The organism is Streptomyces sp. NPDC002870 (assembly GCF_042888505.1).
In the GTDB taxonomy this organism is placed as follows: domain Bacteria; phylum Actinomycetota; class Actinomycetes; order Streptomycetales; family Streptomycetaceae; genus Streptomyces.
Map to the genome: position 1 here is coordinate 84,533 of NZ_JBIAPW010000022.1, position 21,904 is coordinate 106,436.

16 protein-coding genes and 3 pseudogenes are annotated in these 21,904 nt (G+C 69.0%); 13 read left to right on the forward strand and 6 right to left on the reverse strand.

What is annotated here, in order from left to right:
- Nucleotides 1–5: 5 nt before the first annotated feature.
- From ACFYWY_RS24800 to ACFYWY_RS24820, 5 genes and pseudogenes are all read left to right on the forward strand, one after another.
- Nucleotides 6–1,865 (forward strand): annotated as a pseudogene (locus ACFYWY_RS24800) (ComEC/Rec2 family competence protein); the annotation flags it as partial.
- Nucleotides 1,866–1,972: 107 nt separating this feature from the next.
- Nucleotides 1,973–3,424: a site-specific integrase gene (locus ACFYWY_RS24805; protein ID WP_389190207.1), complete on the forward strand. Its 1,452-nt coding sequence runs from the start codon at nucleotides 1,973–1,975 to the stop codon at nucleotides 3,422–3,424.
- A complete protein-coding gene (locus ACFYWY_RS24810) occupies nucleotides 3,421–5,166 on the forward strand; it encodes a hypothetical protein (RefSeq protein WP_389190208.1) in 1,746 nt (581 codons plus the stop codon). The genes ACFYWY_RS24805 and ACFYWY_RS24810 overlap by 4 nt, the downstream gene beginning before the upstream one ends.
- Nucleotides 5,163–7,295: an integrase gene (locus ACFYWY_RS24815; RefSeq protein WP_389190209.1), complete on the forward strand. Its 2,133-nt coding sequence runs from the start codon at nucleotides 5,163–5,165 to the stop codon at nucleotides 7,293–7,295. Before ACFYWY_RS24810 ends, ACFYWY_RS24815 begins: the two co-directional genes overlap by 4 nt.
- Nucleotides 7,295–7,708 (forward strand): hypothetical protein, encoded by a 414-nt coding sequence (locus ACFYWY_RS24820; RefSeq protein ID WP_389190210.1) that lies wholly within the window; start codon nucleotides 7,295–7,297, stop codon nucleotides 7,706–7,708. The genes ACFYWY_RS24815 and ACFYWY_RS24820 overlap by 1 nt, the downstream gene beginning before the upstream one ends.
- Nucleotides 7,709–7,772: 64 nt before the next feature.
- On the opposite strand, the gene ACFYWY_RS24825 is transcribed toward ACFYWY_RS24820, so the two are convergent.
- Nucleotides 7,773–9,170, reverse strand: coding sequence for a sporulation protein (locus ACFYWY_RS24825; protein ID WP_389190211.1), 1,398 nt, complete (start codon nucleotides 9,168–9,170; stop codon nucleotides 7,773–7,775).
- 340 nt (nucleotides 9,171–9,510) lie between these two features.
- Between ACFYWY_RS24825 and ACFYWY_RS24830 the strand changes: the two genes are divergently transcribed.
- The 4 genes from ACFYWY_RS24830 (at nucleotide 9,511) to ACFYWY_RS24845 (ending at nucleotide 13,884) form a co-directional block, all read left to right on the forward strand.
- On the forward strand, nucleotides 9,511–11,277 hold the full coding sequence (locus tag ACFYWY_RS24830; RefSeq protein WP_389190212.1) for an asparagine synthetase B family protein: 1,767 nt from the start codon (nucleotides 9,511–9,513) through the stop codon (nucleotides 11,275–11,277).
- 28 nt (nucleotides 11,278–11,305) lie between these two features.
- Nucleotides 11,306–11,743 carry an NUDIX domain-containing protein gene (locus ACFYWY_RS24835; protein WP_389190213.1) on the forward strand — a complete coding sequence of 146 codons (438 nt, stop codon included), beginning with the start codon at nucleotides 11,306–11,308 and terminating at the stop codon, nucleotides 11,741–11,743.
- A gap of 55 nt (nucleotides 11,744–11,798) precedes the next feature.
- Complete coding sequence (locus ACFYWY_RS24840) at nucleotides 11,799–13,118, forward strand: UDP-glucose dehydrogenase family protein (protein WP_389190214.1); 1,320 nt, start codon at nucleotides 11,799–11,801, stop codon at nucleotides 13,116–13,118.
- Nucleotides 13,119–13,425: 307 nt separating this feature from the next.
- Nucleotides 13,426–13,884 carry a hypothetical protein gene (locus ACFYWY_RS24845; RefSeq protein ID WP_389190215.1) on the forward strand — a complete coding sequence of 153 codons (459 nt, stop codon included), beginning with the start codon at nucleotides 13,426–13,428 and terminating at the stop codon, nucleotides 13,882–13,884.
- A 19-nt stretch (nucleotides 13,885–13,903) separates the two neighbouring features.
- Here ACFYWY_RS24845 and ACFYWY_RS24850 read toward each other — a convergent pair.
- The 3 genes and pseudogenes from ACFYWY_RS24850 to ACFYWY_RS24860 form a co-directional block, all read right to left on the reverse strand.
- A pseudogene (locus tag ACFYWY_RS24850) lies at nucleotides 13,904–14,362 on the reverse strand (transposase); the annotation flags it as partial.
- Nucleotides 14,363–14,535: 173 nt separating this feature from the next.
- A pseudogene (locus ACFYWY_RS24855) lies at nucleotides 14,536–14,913 on the reverse strand (transposase); the annotation flags it as partial.
- Between the two features lie 168 nt (nucleotides 14,914–15,081).
- Nucleotides 15,082–16,149, reverse strand: a complete 1,068-nt coding sequence (locus tag ACFYWY_RS24860) for a PucR family transcriptional regulator (RefSeq protein WP_389190216.1) — start codon at nucleotides 16,147–16,149, stop codon at nucleotides 15,082–15,084.
- Nucleotides 16,150–16,354: 205 nt separating this feature from the next.
- Between ACFYWY_RS24860 and ACFYWY_RS24865 the strand changes: the two genes are divergently transcribed.
- The 3 genes from ACFYWY_RS24865 to ACFYWY_RS24875 all read left to right on the forward strand — a co-directional run bounded on the left by ACFYWY_RS24865 (nucleotide 16,355) and on the right by ACFYWY_RS24875 (nucleotide 18,970).
- A complete protein-coding gene (locus tag ACFYWY_RS24865) occupies nucleotides 16,355–16,861 on the forward strand; it encodes a hypothetical protein (protein WP_389190217.1) in 507 nt (168 codons plus the stop codon).
- A gap of 64 nt (nucleotides 16,862–16,925) precedes the next feature.
- A complete protein-coding gene (locus ACFYWY_RS24870) occupies nucleotides 16,926–18,341 on the forward strand; it encodes a flotillin family protein (RefSeq protein WP_389190218.1) in 1,416 nt (471 codons plus the stop codon).
- Between the two features lie 32 nt (nucleotides 18,342–18,373).
- Nucleotides 18,374–18,970, forward strand: coding sequence for a hypothetical protein (locus ACFYWY_RS24875; RefSeq protein ID WP_389190219.1), 597 nt, complete (start codon nucleotides 18,374–18,376; stop codon nucleotides 18,968–18,970).
- 46 nt (nucleotides 18,971–19,016) lie between these two features.
- Here ACFYWY_RS24875 and ACFYWY_RS24880 read toward each other — a convergent pair whose 3' ends face one another.
- Both ACFYWY_RS24880 and ACFYWY_RS24885 read right to left on the reverse strand, forming a co-directional pair.
- On the reverse strand, nucleotides 19,017–19,739 hold the full coding sequence (locus ACFYWY_RS24880; RefSeq protein WP_389190220.1) for a potassium channel family protein: 723 nt from the start codon (nucleotides 19,737–19,739) through the stop codon (nucleotides 19,017–19,019).
- Nucleotides 19,732–21,120: a TrkH family potassium uptake protein gene (locus ACFYWY_RS24885; protein ID WP_389190221.1), complete on the reverse strand. Its 1,389-nt coding sequence runs from the start codon at nucleotides 21,118–21,120 to the stop codon at nucleotides 19,732–19,734. The genes ACFYWY_RS24880 and ACFYWY_RS24885 overlap by 8 nt, the downstream gene beginning before the upstream one ends.
- A gap of 305 nt (nucleotides 21,121–21,425) precedes the next feature.
- Between ACFYWY_RS24885 and ACFYWY_RS24890 the strand changes: the two genes are divergently transcribed.
- Complete coding sequence (locus ACFYWY_RS24890; protein WP_389190222.1) at nucleotides 21,426–21,785, forward strand: hypothetical protein; 360 nt, start codon at nucleotides 21,426–21,428, stop codon at nucleotides 21,783–21,785.
- The last annotated feature ends 119 nt before the right edge of the window (nucleotides 21,786–21,904 follow it).

A 21,904-nucleotide genomic window follows, 5' to 3' on the forward strand; every position in this document is an offset into this window, starting at 1 on the left:
CGGCCATGACGACAGCCACGACGACAGCCACGACGCGCCCGGCGGTGCACGCCACTTCGGGCCACCGGCTGGGGGCTTCCGACCCGCGGCAGGAGGGACCGGCAGACCTGAGGCTCGTGCCCCCGGCCCTGGCGGCCTGGGCCGCGGCGGCTGTGGCGGTGGGCGCGCGGGGGTGGTGGACAGCGGTGGGCGTGATGGCCTGCGTCGTCGCCGCAGGGCTGTTACTGACTCCGGCGACGAGCCGGGCGGTGCGGGTGGCTCGGACGGCCCGGGCGGTGCGGGCTGGGGCGGGCAGGGGTCCGGCGCCGTCCGGCGATGGCGCACAGATCATCAGGCGCAGGCGCAGGCGTCGGCTCAATGCCACAGCCCTCGCCGCGATGCTGCTGTGTGCCGCGGCGGGCGCGGCCTCGGCAGGGCTGCACACCGCGGATCTGCGGCGTGGGCCGCTACCGGATCTGGCAGACCAATACGCATACGTCACCGTCGAGTTGCAGCTCACCGCTGATCCACGCGTTCCCCGGCCCCGGGTCCGCGGCGATCAGACGGCGCGCGGATCTGTGATGCTGGAGGCCGAGGCGACCCGCGTGACGGCACCCGGTGGCGCGGTCACAGAGACCCGGACGCCCGTCCTGGTGATCGTGCCTTCGGGTGAATCGTCCGCGTCCACCGCGCCGTGGCTGCGGCTGCTGCCCTCGACCCGGCTGCGGCTGGCCGGACGGCTCGCGCCGCCTTTGCACGCCGACGACAAGTTCGCCGCCGTCCTGAGACCGGTGGGGGACGGTCCGCCGCGGATCACCGGCCCGCCAACCGACGTCCAGCGCACGGCCGGAGGACTACGAGCGGGACTGCGCAAGGCCACGGAAGGGCTCGCCCCGGACTCCCGGGCCCTGCTGCCGGGGCTGGTCGTCGGCGATACCTCACGGATCACGCCCGAGCTGGAGGACGCCTTTGAGGCGACCGACCTCTCGCATCTGCTTGCCGTATCCGGAAGCAATCTGACCATCGTGCTCGTCCTGCTGATCGGGCCGCCGGGAACGGCCCTGCTGGCCGAACGGCGGGGTCTCGCACCCCGGTTGGGTATCACGCTGCGAGGGACGGCCCTGTTCGGTGGCACGCTCACGCTCGCGTTCGTGGTTGTGTGCCGGCCCGAGCCGAGCGTCCTGCGGGCCGCGGCCTGCGGCGCCGTCACCTTGCTCGCCATCGGCACCGGACGCCGCCGGTCGCTGATCCCGGCGCTGGCCACGGCCGTACTGCTGCTCGTCCTGTACGACCCGTGGCTCGCCCGGAGTTACGGCTTTCTGCTCTCCGTGCTCGCCACGGGCGCTCTGCTCACCATCGGCCCCCGCTGGAGCGGGGCGCTGCAACGGAGACGGGTGCCGCCACGGCTCGCCGAGGCGCTGGCCGCGGCCGCCGCGGCGCAGGCCGTGTGCGCTCCCGTCGTGGCGATCTTCGCGGCCAGAGTCAGTCTGGTGGCGATCCCTTGCAATCTGGTGGCCGAGCTCGCGGTCGCCCCGGCCACGGTTCTCGGGTTCGCCGCTCTCGCCGCGGCCCCGGTGGCCATGCCGGTCGCGAAGCTGCTGGCGCACTGCGCGGGGTGGCCCGCCGGGTGGATCGCCTCCGTGGCTCGAACCGGTGCGGCGCTGCCGGGGGCGGAGGCGGGCTGGCCGGGCGGCTGGCGCGGCGGTCTGCTGCTGGCCGCCGTCACGGCCCTGGTCGTGCTCCTGGCCCGCCGGCTGCCACGGCATCCCTGGGCGGCCGCCCTCTGCGCGCTGCTGCTCCTGCTCGCCGTGCTGCGCCCGGCCCCGCTCACCAGGGTGATCACCGGCTGGCCGCCGCCGGGCTGGACGTTCGCGATGTGCACAATCTTCCCTATTGAATCTTCGTGTTGCAGCAGTACGTGTTGTGAGCGGAGAGGTACGTGTTGAGCAAGGCCTGGCAAGTGCACTGGGTAACGAGGGGGCATCCCGCAGCGGTGAGTGATCACCCTGTGCTGCGGGAGTGGACCGATCTCGACGAACGGGAGGAGGCCTGCCGGATCGATCCCGGGGACCTGTTCATGACGGACCCGAACTACAGGGTGGATCCGAGGCTGACGCTGTACCTGACGCGTTCGGCGTTCGCGCATCTGGCCAGGGAGACGCGGCGGAACTACGCCGGTGACTGCTGCCTGTTCTTCAACTTCTTGTGGCAGCGGGACAAGAACTGGTGCGAGGCCGAGGCGGAGGATCTGCTGGACTTCGAGGACTGGCGGCGCTGGTCAGCCCGGAATCCGCAGCGGATCGGCGGTTCGAAGTGGAACCGCGAGCTCGCGGCGCTGGCCCGGCTCTACAAGTGGGCCACGGCCAAGAAATACGTGGTGACCAACCCGATCCTGGAGCGCGAGGTGATGGGGCGCCACGGCGAGGTGGTGAGTGTCCCGGCACAGCGGGCGACGGATGCGCGGTCCAGCAATGTGAAGTGGCTGACGCCCCGGGCTTACCGGTTGTGGAGGGATGTTGGTCTGCGCGGCTACACCGCCGAGGGCCGCCGCGATGCGTCGTTCAGGGGCCGCAACGACGACCGCAATGCCGCCTACTCCGACCTGCTGTTCTCCTCGGGGATGCGTCGGTCGGAGGGCGGTTCGCTGCTGACGTTGGAGGTCCCGGCTCTGGAGGAGAGCGTGAAGCGCTACTTCGACGGGCGCCTGGCGAAGGCGGCCACGAAGAGCCGACGCGAGCGGACGTTCTACGTCGCGGTCGAGTCCTTGCGGTCGATCACCGCTTACGAGCGGACGACGCGGCGGGCGGTGGTACGCCGGGCCCAGGCCAAGGGCCGCTACGAGGCGATGGAGGGCATATGGGTGCTGGAGAAGCGTTCCGGCTGGCGGCAGTCGATGCTGCACTTCCGTGATGAGCGGGGTCGGCTGGTCGAGCGGGATCTGACCACGCTGGACGTCGAGGAACGCCAGCGGCTGTTCGTCGAGGGCGAGGGCGGCTTGGAGCCGTTGTGGCTGTGGTTGTCGGAGGACGGCCGCCCGTTTTTACCGCATTCCTGGGAGGCGGTTTACCGGGCCGCGTCTGAGCGTTGCCGGACAGCGCTGGAGGGCAAGGTTGCTCAGCCGCCCTATTTCACGCCCCATATGGCGAGGCATTCTTTCGCTCTGAAGATGCTGGTTGCGCTGATGCACGCGCTCGACAAGCGGTTCGGGCTCACCCCGGAGGAACGGCGGGACTTCCGCCTGCTTTACGGGGACGCCTGGCGGATGGTCAAGGATCTCCTTGATCATGCCAGCGAGGAGACCACCCGCAAGATTTACCTCGCTCCCGTCTCGGATCTGCAGATCCGGTCCCTGCTGCTGGACGAGGCCGACCCGGGCACCAACGAGCTCTTGGCCCGGATCGCGAAGATGTCGGAGCGCGTCCTGGACAGCGAGGAATTGGAATGAGTACACGAGGACGACGCGCCCCCCTGCCCGAGGTCGGCCACCGCCGCAAGCCGCCGCTGGAACCGGGTGATCTGGTGGTCTGGCACACGGCCGAGGACGGGGTGAGGAAGGCCAGTTACGACTTCGGACAGCTGGCGGTCGGGCCGAGGCTGCAGCGCGAGTTCGCTGAGGTGTTCGCCGCCCAGGCCGGGCCCGAGGGGGCCTGGAAGACGCTGCCCTCCAGCCGGGAGTCCTGGCTGATCCTGCTCTACTTCAGCCGCTTTTTGGCCGAGCAGGACCCGGTGCCGGAATCGCTGGGTGATCTGGTTCCGGAGATCTGGGCGGCCTGGCGTCTGAGCCGCACGCCGAACTCCACGGGCGGCCGGCAGATCCGGAAGGTCGCCCGGCTCCTGAAGGAGCATCCGCGGGTGCCCGAGGAGACGCGGAACCTGATGAAGAAGCGGATGCCGAAGGAGACGAGCAAAGAGAACGCCTACAGCCATGAGGAGTTCGACCGAATCAAGCTGGCCGCGACCCAGCGGTTCCGTCCCGCCCTGCACCGCATCCGCGCCAACTGGCAGCACCTTGAGGACTGGCGGGCGGGCCGGTTCGAGAAAGGTACGGGCGACTGGCTTCTCGGCGAGGCCTTGGACCAATTGGTCCGCGTTGGGGAGACGCCGTTCTACATAGGTCTGGGTGACCGCCAGCGGCCCGATTCCCGCTACACCGAAGCTCTGGGCAGCGACCGGGCCGAGGACACGTGGATGCGGCTGTTCATGACCACGGATGAGGCATGCGCGCTGATGATCCTGATGATCGCGGCCCACGGGTGGAACGCGACGCCGGTCATCGAGATGAAGGTGCCCGACGCGAGCCCCGGTGCGGGCGGCGAGGGACAGATCATCTACCGGGTCGAGCTGGAGAAGCGGCGCCGCAGTCAACCGTCCCGCTATGAGACGAGGAACCTGGCGGACTGGGGGGCGGATTCTCCCGGACGGCTGATCACGCAGGCCATCGAGGCCACCGCCCCGGCACGGGAGATGCTGAAGAACGTGGGGGCGCCCACCGACCGGCTCATCCTCTGGCGGCTGGCCCAGCGGCGGGCTGTCTACGGCGAGGGGGTGGCCGGCCTGTTCGACGGCCACTTCCACGCCAACGTCTGGCGCAACTGGCGCCAGGAGTTGGGCGGCGGGCTCTCTCTGAACCTGCGGCGGCTGCGCAAGACCGTGGTGATCGCGCATCAGCGGCAACCTACCCAGCACAGCCAAGACACGCACGACTCGGTCTATGTCCTGCCGGACCCGCGCACGCACGCGGCGGCTCAATCGGTGATCACCGACGGGGTCACGGAGGCGATCGAGGCGGCCCGCGCGTCGTTCAAGGCCCAGATCAGCCGGGCGGACACGGACGCGGGCAAGGACACCCCGACTTCCAGCTGCAGCGACTACACGCACAGCCCGTTCGGGGAACAGGGCCTGCCCTGCCGGGCGTCGTTCCTGCTCTGCACCGCCTGCCCGAACGCCGTGATCACCCCGCGCCACCTGCCCCGGCTGGCCTACCTGCTGCAGGTGCTGGAGGAGTTGAAGGCGGTGCTTGCGCCGGAGGTGTGGGACCAGGACTGGCGGGAGCCCTACACGCGGCTTCGGGACCTGCGAAAAGTCCCCGATTTCACCGAAACCGAATGGAGCGACGCCTTGGCGGAGGTCAGTGCCCAGGACCGCGAGGTCATCGACCAGCTGCTGAAGAAGGGATTCGACGCATGAGCCTGGCCCTGAACCCCCGCTTCACGCGTCCCGTAGTCGACGCCTTCGTGTTCGACCCGGACCTGGCGGTCGAGAGCCGCCGCAGCTTCGTGCCCCGCTACGGCGACGACGGCTGGTCGCTGCTGGCCCTGACCCAGAACCCGTCACAGGCGGACGACATCATCCGCTGGCGGTGGTTTCCCGAGGTCTTCCGGGAGCCGTTCCGTTACGCCTCCTGGACGGTGATCAACTATCCGCTGCCGGACCCCGATGTCGCCCGGCACGGCGCCGCCATGCGGTCCAAGCTCAGCGTCGGCCGGATCCTGAAGACGGTTAACCAGTGGTCGCTGTTCGCTCAGTGGCTTGACCTGCGCGGGATCAGGCAGCTGTCGCTCGTGACGGCCGAGGACCTGACGGACTACAGCCGCCACCTCGACAAGGTGAGGGGACTTGCCCGCAATACGGCCACCAGCCACCTGATCGGGCTCTCTCGGCTGCACTACTACGGGCGGGTCTATCTGCCGCCGACCGACAGGCTGATCGAGCCGCCGTGGGTGGCGGAGGGCATGGACGACTACCTGCCGGCGGCCTCGCCGCTGGGTGAGAACGTCACCGAGCCGATCGGCCCGGCAACCATGGGGCCGCTGCTGGTCTGGGCCCTGCGGTTCGTCGAGGAGTACGCCGACGACATCCTGGCCGCCTTCGGGGAACACCGGCGTCTGGTCGCCGTCGCGGAGGCTCTGAAGGGCCCGCTCAAGCCGGGGGCGGGCCAGCGGTTGGTGGCCTATCTGGAAAAGCTGGAGGCTGAGGGCAAGCCGGTCCCGGCCTCGATCAGGAACAAGGAAGTGGCAGCTCCCGGGGTGTTCCTGGCCGGGCTGACGGGGACGCCCGTCGCCAAGGTCCACCAGATCATGAACCAGCCGCGCTGGAAGGCATACAAGGCCCAGAATCCCGGCAAATGCCTGCTGGAGACCCCGGTCACCGCGCGGTTGGGTGGGGAACCCTGGCATGAGCCGTTCGATTTCTACGGCAGCACGACGCTCCTCAATCACCTGGTCACCGCGTGCTTCATCGTCCTGGGCTACCTCACAGGGATGCGGACCGGGGAGATCCTGGCCCTGGAGAACGGGTGCTGCCCGGACCCGGAAGGCCCGCCAGAGGCGGCCCAACGGCACCTGATCTATGCCCGGCAGTTCAAGGTCGCCCGCGACGAGGACGGCAACCACGACTCCGCCGGAGTGGTCCGCGAAGCTCCTTGGGTGGCGGTCCCGCAGGTCGTGACCACAGTGCGGGTGCTGGAACGGCTGGGCGAGCACGGCCTGTTGTTCGCCGCCGAACTCCACGACCCACGGCAGCCCGAGCGCCGCGGCGGCCGGTCGCTGGCGATTGCCACGATGAGCAACCGCATCGAGTCGTTCATCGAGTGGGTCAACACCCATGCCGAGGGCCGGGGACGGCAGGCGGAGGTGATCCCGGACGACCCGCACGGCCGGGTCGGAACCGGACGCTTCCGCCGCACGCTGGCATGGCACATCGCCCGCCGTCCGGGCGGGCTGGTGGCTCTTGCAGTTCAGTACGGTCACATGCGCACGCTGATCAGTCAGGGCTACGGCTCGCGCTCGCGCGGCGGCATCCACGACCTGCTGGATTTCGAGACGGCCCGCAATGTCGCCGAACACCTCAGCGAGGTCCACGAGGCCATCCAGGACGGCGAAGGCGTCTCCGGGCCGGCAGCGAGACGTCTGATCAACGCCGCCGCCCAGGAGCACCACCGCTTCGGCGGCATGATCGCTTCCGTCCGCCAGGCCCGCAGCCTGCTGGCCGACCCGACCCTGAACGTCTTCGAGAACAAGGAGGCTTTCCTGTTCTGCAACTACGACCGGGCCAAGGCGCTTTGCCACCCCGGCCGCGGCGGCAAGAACACGGCGCCGAGCCTGGATCGCTGCCGCAGCAACTGCGCGAACATCGCCCGCACCGACGACCATGCACGCCAATTGCGGGAGGCGGCCGACATCCTGGGACAGCAAGCCGTCTCCGGGCTGATTCCCGAGCCGCTGGCTGACCGGCTGCTGGAGCGGGCCGCGAGCCTTGCCGAGCTGGCCGACAAGCACGAGGACGAGCGCGTCACCACGAGATTGGGGGCCGAGTGATGAGTGGGGACAAGGAGAGGGCCAACATCCGGGCCGCGATGGACCGGCTGCTGGCCGGCACCCCGCTGCGGTCCGACGGAGCATTGACCGTCCTCGCGCTGGCAGCCGAGGCAGACGTGAAGCGACACGTCCTCACCCACCGGCACACCGATCTCAAGGACGAGTTCTACGCGAAGGTCAGGGCCCAGGGACACGTCCCCGACAGCGAGCGCAAGCTGCGGGAGGAACTCAAGAAGACCAAGGAGCGACTGGCCGAGGTGATTGAGGAGAACAAGCGCCAGAAGGCCGAGATCGAGATGTTCGCCCGGGTGGTGAACGTGCTGGAGGTCGAGAACGACCAGCTTCGCGGCCAGCAGGGCCGCAAGCGGGCGCCGTTGGTGCCGTTGCAGCCCGCCCCCGAGCCCGGCCGGTGATCGCGCTGCCCGCCCGCCTCGTTCTGCCCGCGAACGCGGGCAGAACGAGGCGGGCGGGCACTACTCAGGCGGCGACACCGAGTTCGGAGCGGGTGCGGTGGACGAACTCGCGGACGGCCGACTCGCGCCGCCACGGGGCCAGGGCCGCGTTGAACTCGCGGACGTAGTCCTTGGCCCGGCTGGACTGGACGCGGGCGAGAATGTCGACGGAGCGATTGCCGAGTTCGAGGCCGTGGTCAAGGTCGCGGGCCTGCAGATGGGCGGTCCCGACGATGGCGAGCCGCATCCCGACGGAGCGGGTGAATACCCCGGTCGGCATGGCGGCAGCCTGCTTGTTCCAGGCGAGGGCGGCCTTGGGGTTCTTCAGGTCGCGGAAGACCTCGGCGGCGTCCGCCGAGAGGCGGGCGTGGTGATAGAAGTCGATCCATCCGGGCTCGTCGCCGCTGTCGGCCCTGGCCTGGCCCAGCAGGTCCTCGGAGGCCGCGAGGGCCCGGGAGGCGGACTTGGGGTCGTTCTCGCGGGCGTGAGCGCGCGCCTCGATCAGCTTGGTGAACGCCAGCACCCTCGGCGCCGCCTGGCCCTTGCCGCGTTCGAAGGCGCCCTGGGCCATGTCCACGGCCTCGGACGCGAAGCCCCGCATCAGGGACTGCATGGCCATCGTGGTCAGGACATAGCACCCGAGCTGGACGTCACCGCCTGCGCGGGCAAGGCGGAGGGCCTGGATGAAGTGCCGCTGGGCGGCGTCGTGCTGGCCGATGTCGAACGCGGTCCACCCGGCCAGCCGGGACAACTCGGCGGTCACGCTGAAGAGTTCACGGCCGACGCCGTCGGAGAAGGAGCCCTGCAGGAGTGGGGCGGCCCGGTGTTCCAGGCAGTCGGTGACGGAGCTGGACTTCCAGTTCCCGCCGCCGTATTTGGAGTCCCAGTGGCGGGCGTGGTCGGCGGCCTCGCGCAGTTCGTCCAGGTCCGAGCGGCCGACTTGCTGGCCGCCCTGGTGGTCGGCGGTCTCGTCTGCGGGGTTGACGAGCCAGCGGGTGACGGGGACGGTGAACGCGGACACGGCGAAGCCGGACCCGGTGTCCTTGAGGAAGTCGCGGCGGTTCACGGAGCTCCAGAACGAAGTGGCGACACGGACGGCGTCGGCGGGATCTCGCGAGAAATCCAACCCCACCGAAGCGTCGATTGTCTCCGCCTCGCCCATACCGATTTCCGCGAGATTGACGGGCCGCCCCAGCCGTTCCCCGAGAGCTTGGGCCAGCAGCCGGGGCACCGGCGGCTTCGGGGTCATTCCGCGTCGGCACCAGTTCGCCACGGAGGTATGCGAGTAGTCGGTCTCTATCCCAGCCTGGTGGGCGAGCTGGTTGACGCGCAGAGCCAGGGACTTGTGGCTCGCACCAGAGGCTTCGATCAGCCGGGACAGGTCCGTATTGGGCGGACGGGCCCGACGGACGGTCGATGCCACGACGTCCCCCTTGACCAGTACTGGAGCGTTGCGCACGAGCTCGTACTCGACTGGGCACAGAAAGCGGTACGCGGACGGGCTGAGGATTTTCAGTCGTACGCGACCCCCCCCCGCTGGGCACGAAGAGTCGTACGCGATACGCGTGTTGGGTCACCGAGGGTATTGCCTTCGGGGCCCGCAGTGAACCGCGCACGCGAGTTGTGAGCCCCCCTGCGAGCCCTCCCCGGTCTTCTTGCTGACCGCTGTGATGAAGGCCCAGGCCACCGCCGGAACTGGACCAGGCTCCTTCCGGCGGTGGCCGCCGACAGGGCACCAACGCTCACTCTCGGGGGTGAACCAGATGTGCGGAATCGCAGGACTGGCCGGACCGGACGCCCAGTGGCACCAGACGACGGTGAAGGCCATGGGCATCGCCCAGCACTACCGCGGCCCGGACGGCACCATGCACGCCGCCGGCTCGGACGGGCGGGCGGTGCTGGCCATGAACACGCTGCTGATCGTGGACCCGCTCGCCCACCCCGGCCCCTACCTGGACCGCACCTCCGGGGTGTTGCTGGCCTTCAACGGCGAGATCTACAACTACCGGCAGCAGGCCGCCGCCTGGGGCATCGAGCTCGCCGAGAAGGAGACCGACGCCCACTTGGTCCTCAAGGCATGGACGAAACTCGGACCGTCCTGCCTGGACGGGCTGGACGGCATGTTCGCCCTCGCGGTCTACGACCCGCGCGTCGGCAAGCTGTTCCTGGCCCGGGACCGGCTGGGGGAGAAGCCGCTCTACTGGCGCCTGGACGGTGGCCGGCTCTCGTTCGCCTCCGAGGTCACCACCTTGACCGGATACGGCTCGGCGCCGCTGTTCGTCCGCCCGGAGATGCTGGCGATCGAGACCCCCGTCGGCGTCGACACTCCGTTCCAGGGCATCCAGCTGCTGGCCCCGGCGACGTTACTGACCTTCGACGTCGTGACCGGCTCGCTTGACCAGCACACCTGGTGGCGGCTGGAGAACCGGCTGCCGTTCGCGGGCGACTACCGCCAGGCCCTGGCCGCATTCTCGGTCGTGCTGGCCGATCAGGTTCCGCTACGGGCCCCTGGCTGCGACTTCGCGCTGCTGCTGTCCGGCGGCCTGGACTCTGGGCTGCTGGCCTACCTGATGCGGCCGCCGGTCTGCGTCACCGTCTGCTACCCGGGCCAGGACCGCCTGGACGAGTCGGACGCCGCCGCGAGGATCGCCCGGGACATCGGGGCCGAGCTGGTGGTGGTCGAGCCGGACCACATCGACTTCACCAAGATGCTGCCGCACATGATGTCCGCGCTGGACTACCCGATGGGCAACGCGTCCACGTTCTCCGAGCACATGGCTTACCGGAAGGTCTCCGATCTCGGCCTGAAGGTGGTGGTCGGCGGGCTCGGCCCGGACGAGTTCCTGATGGGCTACATCCGCCATGCCCTGGTCCTGTTCGGTCCGGACGCCGTCCTGAAGGCGGGCCTGGACGCCTACCGGCCACTGGCCGCCAAGCTCCTGCACGCTGCGGGCCAGCAGCTGGAGCCGGTCGAGGCAGTCACCCGGCTCATCCTGCGCGGCCCGGACCCCGAGAACCGCATCCGGGATCTGGTCGCCGACGCGATAGAACGGGCCGGCGGCGACCTGGCCAGGGGGCTGACCCTGGCCGATCTGGCGACAGCCTGGCGGCCACTGGTGATGACGAGCGACAAGCTCGCCTCCGCCTACGCGTTAGAGCGCCGGTCCCCTTACCTGGCCCGCGATCTGATCGAGCTGTCCTACCGGCTCCCGGCCGAGCACAAGATCGTAGATCCGGCGGCGGGCAAGCGGATCCTGCGGGATGCCGCCAAGGCCCTGGGCCTGCCCCGTGAGCTCTGGGGGAGCCGGGACAAGCTCGGCTTCGCCTCTCCGGTCCCCACCTGGCTGAACGGCCCCCTCGCGGGCTGGGCGGACGCCCAGATCCACACCGCGCTCGCCGAGGCTCCGCCCTCGCTGCGGCCGCTGCTGATGGGCGGCCTCAAGCCCGGCGGCCGGTTCGACCGCACCAGGATGCAGGCCCTGCTCGCAGCCGCCTGGCTTTCAGACCAGACGGTGAGGGCTGCCGCATGATCCTCAACTCCCTTACTACGGTGACGGGATGCACTCTGACCCCACCCGCCCCAAGGGCCCGGCCACCGCCCGCGGCTCGGTCGCCATCATCACCAACCGGCGCGGCGACCTCCTGATGCACCTGCGGGACGACCTGCCCAACATCGCCTGGCCCGCCCACTGGAGCCTGCTCGGGGGCGGCACCGACGACGGCGAATGCCCCGCAGAGACGATCGTCCGCGAGCTCGACGAGGAAGCCGGACTCGCCCCCAGGAATCTCACTGAGCTCTTCGAGATCCGCGACGAACACGGCTCCGGCCAGCTGATCACCTTCTTCGCCGCCGACTGGGACGGCGACGAGACCACGCTGCCGCTGGCCGAGGGCGTCAAGCTCCAGTTCTTCGCCCCCGAACACCTCGACATCCTCACGATCCCGCCGTTCATCCGGGACGGGATCAACCACTACCTGGCCGCCCGGCCCGCCTGAACCCGTCCCCGGGAAGGGGGCTGCCGGGACGCGGCCCCACCTGGAAGGACACCGCGTGAAACTCACCGTCGTCGGCTGCGGCTACCTCGGCGCCACCCACGCGGCCTGCATGGCCGAACTCGGCCACGAAGTCCTCGGCATGGACTCCGACATGGACAAGGCCGCCGTCCTCAACTCCGGCAAGGCCCCGTTCTTCGAGCGCGACCTGGACGACCTGCTGGCCAAACACACTGCCACGGGCCGCCTGAAGTTCACCGCCTCCTATGCCGAGGCTGCCCACTTCGCCGACCTGCACTTCATCGGGGTCGGCACCCCGCAGACGCCCGGCAAGGACACCTACGACCTCACCCACCTCTATTCCGCGGTCCGCCAGCTCGCCCCCCGTCTGACCGGTCCGGCCGTGATCGCGGTCAAGTCGACCGTCCCGGTCGGCACCGCACCCCGCGTCGCCGAGATCCTGCGGACCCACGCACCGGCAGGCGACCAGGTCGAGGTCGCCTGGAACCCCGAGTTCCTGCGCGAATCGTTCGCCATCGAGGACACCCTCCACCCCGACCGGCTCGTTCTCGGCTTCCAGGAAGAGCAGACCTGGGCCGAGGCCATGCTGCGGCAGTGCTTCGCGAAGATCATCGAGTCCGGGACCCCGACGATCGTCACCGACTGGGCGACGGCCGAACTCGCCAAGGGCGCCGCGAACTCCTTCCTCGCCACCAAGATCTCCTTCATCAACGCGATGGCCGAGATCTGCGAGAAGTCCGACGCCGACGTCCAGCAGCTCGCCGAGATCCTCGGCCACGACCTCCGCATCGGCCGGCGCGGGATGCGGCCCGGTCTTGGCTTCGGCGGCGGCTGCCTGCCCAAGGACATCCGCGGCTTCATCGCCCAGGCCGCCGTGCTCGGAGCCGAAGCGGCCACCGGCATCCTCCGCGAGGCCTACGCGGTCAACACCCGCCGCCGCGAGGCCATCATCGACCTCGCCTGCGAACAGCTCGGCGGCGACCTCATGGGCAAGCGGATCACCGTCTGGGGCGCCGCCTTCAAACCGAACACCGACGACATCCGCGACTCGCCCGCCCTCGCCGTTGCCCAGAAACTCCACGAGCTCGGCGCCACCGTCACCGTCACCGACCCCAAGGCCCTCGACAACGCCCGCAAGCTCCACCCCGAACTCGACTACATCGACGACCCGATCGCCGCCGTTCAGGACGCCGACCTGCTGCTGCACCTGACCGAGTGGGCAGAGTTCGGTCACATCGACCCGCATCGTCTCGTCCACCGCCCCACTCAGCCGATGGTCATCGATGGCCGCGGCACCCTCAGCCCCGACACCTGGCGCGAGGCCGGATGGACCTATCGGGCCCTCGGCCGTCCTTGATACCGAGGCCTGCTCTCGCCGAGGGACTAAACGTGTTTCTGATCTCGGGGCGTCGAGACGCGGTGGCTGGCGGCGGGCGATAGACAGGGAGGGTAACGGAGAGCGAGCCGGACGACGGTGGCGAGGAAGGGGTTCAGCCTGAGCTGTGTGACCTGTGCGGGGCTGTGGTCTCGGACGACACGGAGTGGTATGCGCTGGTGCCGGATTCGTCGTCGATCCATGCGGTCGACCCGAGGTTCGACGGCAAGCGGATGCTCGTCGGGTGCCCCTATGTGTTTGGTCAAGCTGTGTGGCTCACAATGCGGGCATGGATGACCAGGGTGGGGACTCGGTGTCGGTGTGGCGGGTGGAGGGGCCGGCTCTCGTGGCGGCCTATGTGATTCCCGCTGTCGTAGGGGTGAGGGCCGTCATTGGTTGGGGCGGGTGGGCTTCGTCTCCGGCAGCGGAGACGGCACGGTCGGCCGGACTGTGGACGGGGCTGGCCGTCGGCGTTGGGTTGTTCTTCTGGTGGGCGATTCTCAGGGTCCGGCTTGAGGTCGGCTCTGACGGCATCGTGGCGGTCAACCCATGGGGGACCCACCGCCTTCTCCGGGATGAGGTGGCTTCCGTGCGGCTTGGTGCGTGGGGTGCGCAGTTCCATCACGGAGACGGCTTCAAGACCACGGCTTATGCGCTGAGCGAGCTGGCCGCGGGGACCTCGCAGGACCGGCGCTTCGCGGAGCTGCTGGCTGTTCTGGAGGCGGACCCTGATTCCTCACCGCGGTGACGCCTGACAGGGACGGCGGTCATGGGCTGGCCGGCCGCGGTTCGTAGAAGGTGCCGTCACGGAGCATGGCAAAGAGGACGTCGGCCCGGCGTCGGGCGAGGCAGAGCAGGGCCTGGGTGTGGTGCTTGCCCTGCGCGATCTTTCTGTCGTAGTAGGCCCGGGAGGCCGGATCACCCAAGGCGGCGAACGCGGAGAGGAAGAAAGCTCGTTTGAGCTGCTTGTTTCCTCTCCGGGAAGGCTGTTCGCCGCGGATCGAGGAGCCGGAGCTGCGGGTCGCGGGGGCGAGACCGGCGTAGGCGGCGAGGTGGCCGGCGGTCGGGAAGGTGCTGCCGTCGCCGACCTCGATCAGGATCCGGGCGCCGGTCCTGACGCCGACCCCCGGCATCGACGTCAGGACCTTCGAAAGAGGGTGGGCCTCCAGCAGCTCCTCGATCCGCCCGGCCAGCAGCTTGCGCTGGTCAAGCACCGCCGTCAGCGAGACCGGACTCAGTTCAGGCCAGTTCGAGCTCGGTGTGCTGTGGCGGAGCCTCGGCGCCCTGATCTGGTACCAACGGTTCGGCAAGAAGGACGGCCCGGAGTCCGCCGATTAGGTCAGGCGGCCTGCGTCAGTCGGGACGGGGTGACGGGCAGGCGTGTCAGGCTCTTCTTGCCCCGGGTGAGACGGCGGGTCATCAGCGTGATGACGGCCCAGGTGATCAGGGTTTCGGAGTGCTGGATGAGCCGTTCGTAGTCCCGCGCGTGCCGGCGGGCATGCATCAGCCATGACGACCCAGCGGTGGGGCAGAACCACGAATCCGAAGGAGTCCTTGGGGCGGCTGACGGTCTTGATCGTGAGCTTGAGGTGCCTTTCCCTCAGGTCACGAGCTTTCCGGCGTAGGCGGAGTCGGCCCAGACGATGGTGATTTCGGGGTGCATCAGGCGGAGGCGGACGAGGACTTCCTTGGCCGCGTCGCGGTCGCTGAGCGAGGCGGGGGTGACCATGACCAGCAGCGGAAGCCCGCGGGTGTCGACCACGAGATTCCGCTTGCGAGTCGATCACGGTGGCCACCGCCCTGGGGTCTTTGCCCAAGATCCGCCGCTCCAAAGAACGCGCCACCCACGACGGCCAGGGGTAAGCAGGACACCGATCGGCCCGCGCCGAGTCCGGCGACCACGCCGGCCGGACTGGCCGCTCGATGACTCGCACCGGGATGGCAGTCACACCGTTCGGGGTCCCAGGTTCTTGGCCGGCCAGTCGAGCAGACGGGCACCGATGACCGCGGTCTGCAGGGTGTAGCGGTGCATGGGGTCCGCCGGATTGGAGCCGGTGAGGCTGTGGATGCGGGTGAGCCGGTACGTCAACGCCCTGACGCTGAGATTGAGTTGGCGCGCTGCTTCGGCCGCGACGCAGCCTGCGTCGAAGTAGGCGGTGAGAGTGTCGAGCAGAGGGCGGGGGCCGCCGCGTGCTTTCTGGAGTGGTCCAAGGACATTGCCTACGAGATCGGCCATCGCTGCCCGATCGCGGGTCAGGACGGGGAAGACGAGGAGATCGACGGCGCGCAGGACCGGGCCTTCCAGATGCATACGCTCTGCCAGGTCAAGGGCGTTGAGGGCTTCCTCATACGAGTGGACCACGCCGCCGGGGCCCGGGTGGGGGCGTCCGATGGCGACCTGGCCGCCGTCCGTGGCGGCGTGCGCGTGCTTGGCGAAGGAGGCCAGGATGTCGTCCTGGTCGCCGGGTGCGATGCAGACCAGCCTGCCGTCTTTGGTGGTGAGCAGGATGCGGCGGTCTCCGAAACGGGTGAAGACGGCCTGTTCCACCTGGCGCAGTACGGAGCCGGTCTCGTCGTACGAGGCCGGGTCGCCGGCTACCGCGACGGCGTGCGCGTGGGAGAGCCGAAGGCCGAAGCGTTCGGCTCGCTCGGCGAGTCGTCCAAGATCGCTGCGGCCGTAGAGCAGGTCGTCGATGAACTCGCGGCGTGCGGCTTCTTCTTGGCGTACGGCGAGTCGCTGGGCGCCTTCGTAGCCTTCGGCGAAGGCGTCGATGGCTTGCTCGACAGCCGCGAGGACGCCGGCGGCTGCGGTGTCGGGCCACGCTGCCCGTGTCACGGCGAGGTGTTTGACGATGAGGGCGCGCAGGCCGTGCCCCGCCTCGGCGGCCTGTTCACCGAGCGCCCGCCGGGACTGCAGTTCGTCCCGGGTGAGCCGACGGCCGGTCGCGGCGACCTCGGCCAGGATTTGGGTGTATCCCGCCAGGTACTCCTCCGGAATTGTCCGCCGATTCACGCAGCCCCCTGATCCTTGATGCGCTGATGACGCGTTCCTGACGCGACCAGGACCAGGGTGGCATGACGCACCCGGCCGCTCTCCGGTCGGGGCACGGCATCAAGGGCGTGTAAAGATTGCCGGGTTCCGGCAGTGAACTCATGTGCGGTTCCGTGGAAGCATCGCCGTATCGTCGGGTACTTGCGAACGGGAAGGGGTGGCGCTCATGGGCTGGTTTCTTGGTCTCGGCATCGCCGGTCTCGTTCTGCTCGTGCTGTCCCTGGTCTTCGACGGGCTGCTGGAAGGGGTCATCGAGGGGCTGAGCGGTGGCCTGGACGGGTTCCTGTCGCTGCCGGTGATCGCCGGGTTCGTGTCGATGCTCGGCTTCGCCGGAGCGATCACGCTCGGGACCACCGGTCTTGGAGCGGCAGCCGCCACCGGTGTGGGCACGGTGGCGGGGGTTAGCGCGGGTTGGCTGACCTGGAAGCTGAGCCGGGCTCTGATGCATGACGGTGTCTCGGTCACGCCGCGCGGTGAGGATCTCGTGGGCAGTTCGGGCTCCGTGGTCACCGGGATTCCGGTGGACGGCTACGGCGAGGTGCTGCTGTATCTGGCCGGGCAGCCACTGAAGTTCGCAGCGAAGAGTTCTGTTCCGGTCGCTCGCGGCACCGAGGTCTGGGTCGAGTCGGTGCTCACCACGACGTCAGTCGCGGTGCGTCCCGTCGAGCGTTGACCGCCTGACCGCCACAGCGGTCCGTGCTGGTTGTTCTGTCTGTTCCAACCCAAGAGGATTTGCCATGAGCCCTGTTCTCACCGCTGTGGTGGGCATCGTCGTTCTCGTTGTACTGCTCGCCCTCGTCGTTATCACCCGCTACAAGGTCGCAGGGCCCAGTGAGGCGTTCATCATCACCGGCCGACGTGGCAAGAAGGCCACCGATCCGGCCACCGGCCGGGTGTTCACCGACAACAGTGGCCAGAAGGTCGTCGTTGGCGGAGGCGTCTTCGTCGTCCCGTTCGTCCAGCAGAAGTTCACCCTGGACCTGTCCAGTCGGCACATTCCGGTCGCGGTGCGTGGCGCGGTCACCCTGCGCGGGGTGAAGGCCAACCTTGAGGGCGTTGCGATCGTCAAGGTCGGCGGGACGGAGGATTCCATCCGGGCCGCGGCGCAGCGTTTCCTGATGCAGCAGAACGGCATCGTCGGCTTCACCCAGGAGGTGCTCTCGGGTGCGCTGCGGTCGATTGTCGGCCGGATGTCGGTGGAGGACATCATCCGGGACCGGGCGGCTTTCGCCGGGCAGGTCGCGGAGGAGGCGGAGGCGAGCCTGTCCGGGCAGGGCCTGGTGCTGGACGCCTTCCAGATCCAGGACATCACCACCGAGGGCTCCTACTTGGAGGACCTGGGCCGGCCCGAGGCCGCCCGCGCCAAGCAGGAGGCGGACATAGCCGAGGCCGTGGCACGGCGTGCGTCGGAGCAGGCACGGCTGAAGGCCGAGGAAGAGATCGCGATCGCCCAGCGGACGTTCGCGCTCAAGCAGGCGGAGATCAAGGCGGAGACGGACGAGGCCGCGGCCAAGGCTGCCGCCGCCGGTCCGCTTGCCGAGGCGGACCGTCAGCAGGCGGTTCTGAGCGAGCAGGAGAAGGTCGCCGAGCGGCAGGCCGCGCTGACCGACCGTGAACTGGACACCCAGGTCCGCAAGCCCGCCGATGCCGCGCGCTATCAGGCCGAGCAGGAGGCCGAGGCGCGGCGTATCGCCCAGGTCAAGGAGGCCGAGGCGGATGCCCAGCGCGCCCGCCTGACGGGTGAGGGCGAAAAGGCACACCGCGCAGCACTCGCGGACGCCCTACGCATCGAGGGCGAGGCACAGGCCGCGGCCATCGCCGCCAGGGGATCGGCGGAGGCCGAGGCCATGCGCAAGAAGGCCGACGCCTTCGCCCAGTACGGCGACGCGGCCATGCTGCAGATGCTGGTCGAGGTGCTGCCGCAGGTCGTCGCCAAGGCCTCCGAGCCGCTGTCCGCCATCGACAAGATGACCGTCATCTCCACCGACGGGGCAAGCCAGTTGTCCCGTACGGTCGCCGACAACGTCGCCCAGGGCATGGAACTCCTCAGCTCCACCACCGGAGTCGACCTCGCCCAGCTGCTTAAGGGCATCACGCAGAAGAAGGGCACCGGCGCGCCCTCCGACAACGGGGCTATCGCGATCACCGACTAGAGCGCGCGCCACGGGGACAGGGGGCGGTTGCCATGAAGACGAGCTACAAGGTCCAGGCCGGTCTGGCGCTGTCGGTGAGCGTGTCCGCGCTGTCGGCATCCGCCCTCACTCTCCTCCCCGGTGAACCGGTGCTGGACAACACCGCCTTGTTCGCGGGGATCGGCTTCGTGCTGCTGCTCCTTCTCTTCCTTGCCACGATCATCCGCGGGATCGCCCTGGACGTCGGCTCGGGCGGCAGCCTCAGCAACTCGTGGTTGCAGTGGCTCGCCCTGCGCTGCCTGCCCCGCACGGTGCAGGCCGTCCTGGTCTGCGTATTCGCCGCGGGGATCGCGGTGGTGACCGCCGTCGGCGGGGGTCCCCTCCAGGCCAGTGACGCCGCGCACGGCCGCTACTTCGCCGTCGATACGGCCGACCCGCACCGGCGTCACGTCGAGGTCACCACGAGCGAGTACGACGACGTGTACAAGCACGATCAACGCTCTATGTTCGCGATCATCGGGCTGCTCGCCGCCGGCGCGGGAACCCTCACCCTCATCATCGGAGAACTGCATCTCACGTCCGGACGCCGCGACCCACACTCACCCCCGATGGGGCGGCATGAGACAGCCGGACCGGCAGGCGCGCGGTGACATCGTGGCGGTCTGGCCCGCCCTTCCGGCCCGGTGACGGGTAGTCTCAGCTGAGCTCGGCGAATGCCTCCACCGCCTGGGTCTTGCCGGTGACGATGATGACGTCGCCCCTTTCGACCACGGTCTCGGCCGTCGCGTGGGTGAAGTCCTGGCCCGGTCGCTTGATGCCGACCACGGTGATGCCGTACTTGCTGCGCACCCGGCTCTGGCCGAGCGGGACGCCGGTGGCGATGTCGGGGACGACTGTCTTGACGAGGGCGTAGTCGTCGTCGAACTCGATGAAGTCGAGCATGCGGCCGGTGACGAGATGCGCGACGCGCTCACCCATCTCGTGCTCGGGCAGCACGACGTGGTGCACGCCGAGCCGTTCCAGGATCTGACCGTGCTGGCGGCTGATGGCCTTGGCCCAGATGTTGGGAACGCCCGCCTCCAACAGGTTGGAGCTGATCAGTATGCTCGCCTCTATATCGGTGCCGATGCCGACGACCGCGCGGGAAAACTCATGTACGCCGAGTTGGCGCAGCACCTCGGGGTCAGTGCAGTCCGCGACAGCGGCATGGGTGAGAGTGTCGCTGTGCTGTTGCACCAGGTGGGCGTCGGTGTCGATGCCCAGGACGTCCCAGCCGCGCCGGGTCAGCTCGTGGGCCAGAGAGCTGCCGAACCGGCCGAGGCCGATCACTGCGACGCGTTGGTCGTGGCCGGGCTGGGCGTACTGGTCCGCAAGCCGCTTACGGCGGCGACGGCGCAGACTGCGCAGGTAGTTACCCAATGACAGGTCGCTCCTCGGGTAGCTGGTAGCGGCGGGTCCGCTCACGAAGGGCGAGGGCCGAGACCAAGGTGACCGGCCCGAGCCGGCCGACGAACATCAGCAGGATCAGTATCAGCCGTCCGGAGTCCGTGAAGTCGGCGGTGATCCCCGTGGACAGGCCGACGGTTCCGAACGCGGACACTGCCTCGAAGAGCACAGCCTCGAACGACGACTTCGTGACGGTCAGCAACGCGAGTGTGGCGGCGACGACCAGCCCCACGCCCAGCAGTGCCACCGTCAGCGCCTGCCGCAGGACGTGGGGTGCGAGGCGCCGGCCCAGGATGCTGGAACTGGGCTCGCCGCGTACCTCAGCGAGTATGGCCGCGGCCAGCACCGCGAACGTCGTTACCTTGATGCCGCCAGCGGTACCCGCACTGCCGCCTCCGACGAACATCAGCATGCAGGTCATCAGCAGCGTCGATGCGTCAAGCGCACCGATGTCGACGGCGTTGAACCCGGCCGTACGGCTCATCGCGGAGTAGAAGAACCCGTTCAGCAGCTTCTCGTCCCCGTCGAAAGGCCCGAGAGTCCCGGGGTTGTCCCACTCGAGAAGACAGGTGAGCACCGTGCCGGCCAGCAGGAGAGCGGCGGTGGTGACCAGGGTCAGCTTGGCGTGCAGCGACCACCTGCGCCGTCCGGTCGTACGCCGCCGATGCCGGTGGCGCAGCAGCTCCAGCAGCACCGGAAAGCCGATACCGCCCAGGATGACCGCCACCGAGATGGGCAGCGTCACCCAGGCGTCCTGCGCGTAGCGGGTGAGGCTGTCGGCGTGCAGTCCGAACCCGGCGTTGTTGAACGCCGAGACCGCATGAAAGAACCCGCGGTATACCGCGTCACCGATGGAATTGGCGTAACCGAACCGGAAGCGCAGCGCGAGAATCGCCCCCACCGCCAGCTCCACAGCAAGGGTGGTCGCCGCGACACCGAGCAGTACTCGCCGTACGTCACCGATGCCCAGGCTCTTGGTCTCCGCCTGCGCGGTGAGCTGCATCCGCAGGCGCAGCTTGCCGGAGATCAGCAGCGCCAGCAGCGACGCCAGGGTCATGATGCCGAACCCGCCGACCTGGATCAGCGCCAGGATCACGCCCTCGCCGAACCCGCTCCAATACGTTCCCGTGTCAACCACGACGAGACCGGTGACGCACACCGCCGAGGTGGAGGTGAACAGCGCGGTGACAAAGCCCGTCGCGCTCCCCTGCTCGGACGCAATGGGCAGCGACAGCAGTGCGGTCCCGCCCAGGATGACGGTGGCGAAGGCCAGCACGACAGTACGGGCCGGGTGCGTGGTGAACAGCGACTGCCGTACCCGCATCGTGCCTACCGTCACCCGTCGCCCTGCCATCACGCTCCATACCGTCCGCCCGGGCCCTGGCATTGACACCCCGTCAAGGCTCCGCGGGCCGTCACCCTACCCCCTCCACCTGGGATTTGGCGTAAACCCAGCCGCGCGCCAACTGGGCACGGGGATGTTCTTCGGGCGGGGGCTCATGTGCAGGAAGGGCGGGTAAGGACAGGAGCTGTCCTCGGCAGCCAAGGCCGCGCGGGGTTGCTGTATCAGGGCAGTGATTGGTTGCTGGGGGCGGTGGCACTATCTCTGCATCGGCGTGGCCGGACCGCTCGCGTCCCCAACTCGGCCCTGGAGGGGAAATGTTCCATTGGCTGTGGATAACTGTCTGGTCGGCGATCGTGCTGCCCCTGGCTGCGCTGTTCCTGTCCGGGCGGGTGCCGCAGTGGATGCGGCGGCAGTCCACACCTGGCGGACTCAAGGTGAAGGGGATCGCGATCCTGGTCCTGTATGTGGCCCTGCTGATCCCGCCCGTCACGGCCATGTCCGGAATGCGCTCCGAGGATGCGGACTTCTTGCGGATGGTCCTGGTCCCTGTGGCCGTCTTTGGCGGAAACGGACTCGTTCTCGGGGCGACCCTGTGTGAGCGTTTCAACCGCCGCGACGCCGAGCGCGCTGGGTCATCCGTCGTGCGCTCGACTTGGTGGGAGGGCCGTGCCTGACAGCCACGCGACGGAGGAGCACAGAATCCCTGCCGGGATCCGGCAACGTGACGGCGCCGCGGGTGCGCGTGGGAGACCTGTCAATGTGACGTAAGGGACGTGTAAGGTCCAGCGTGGTG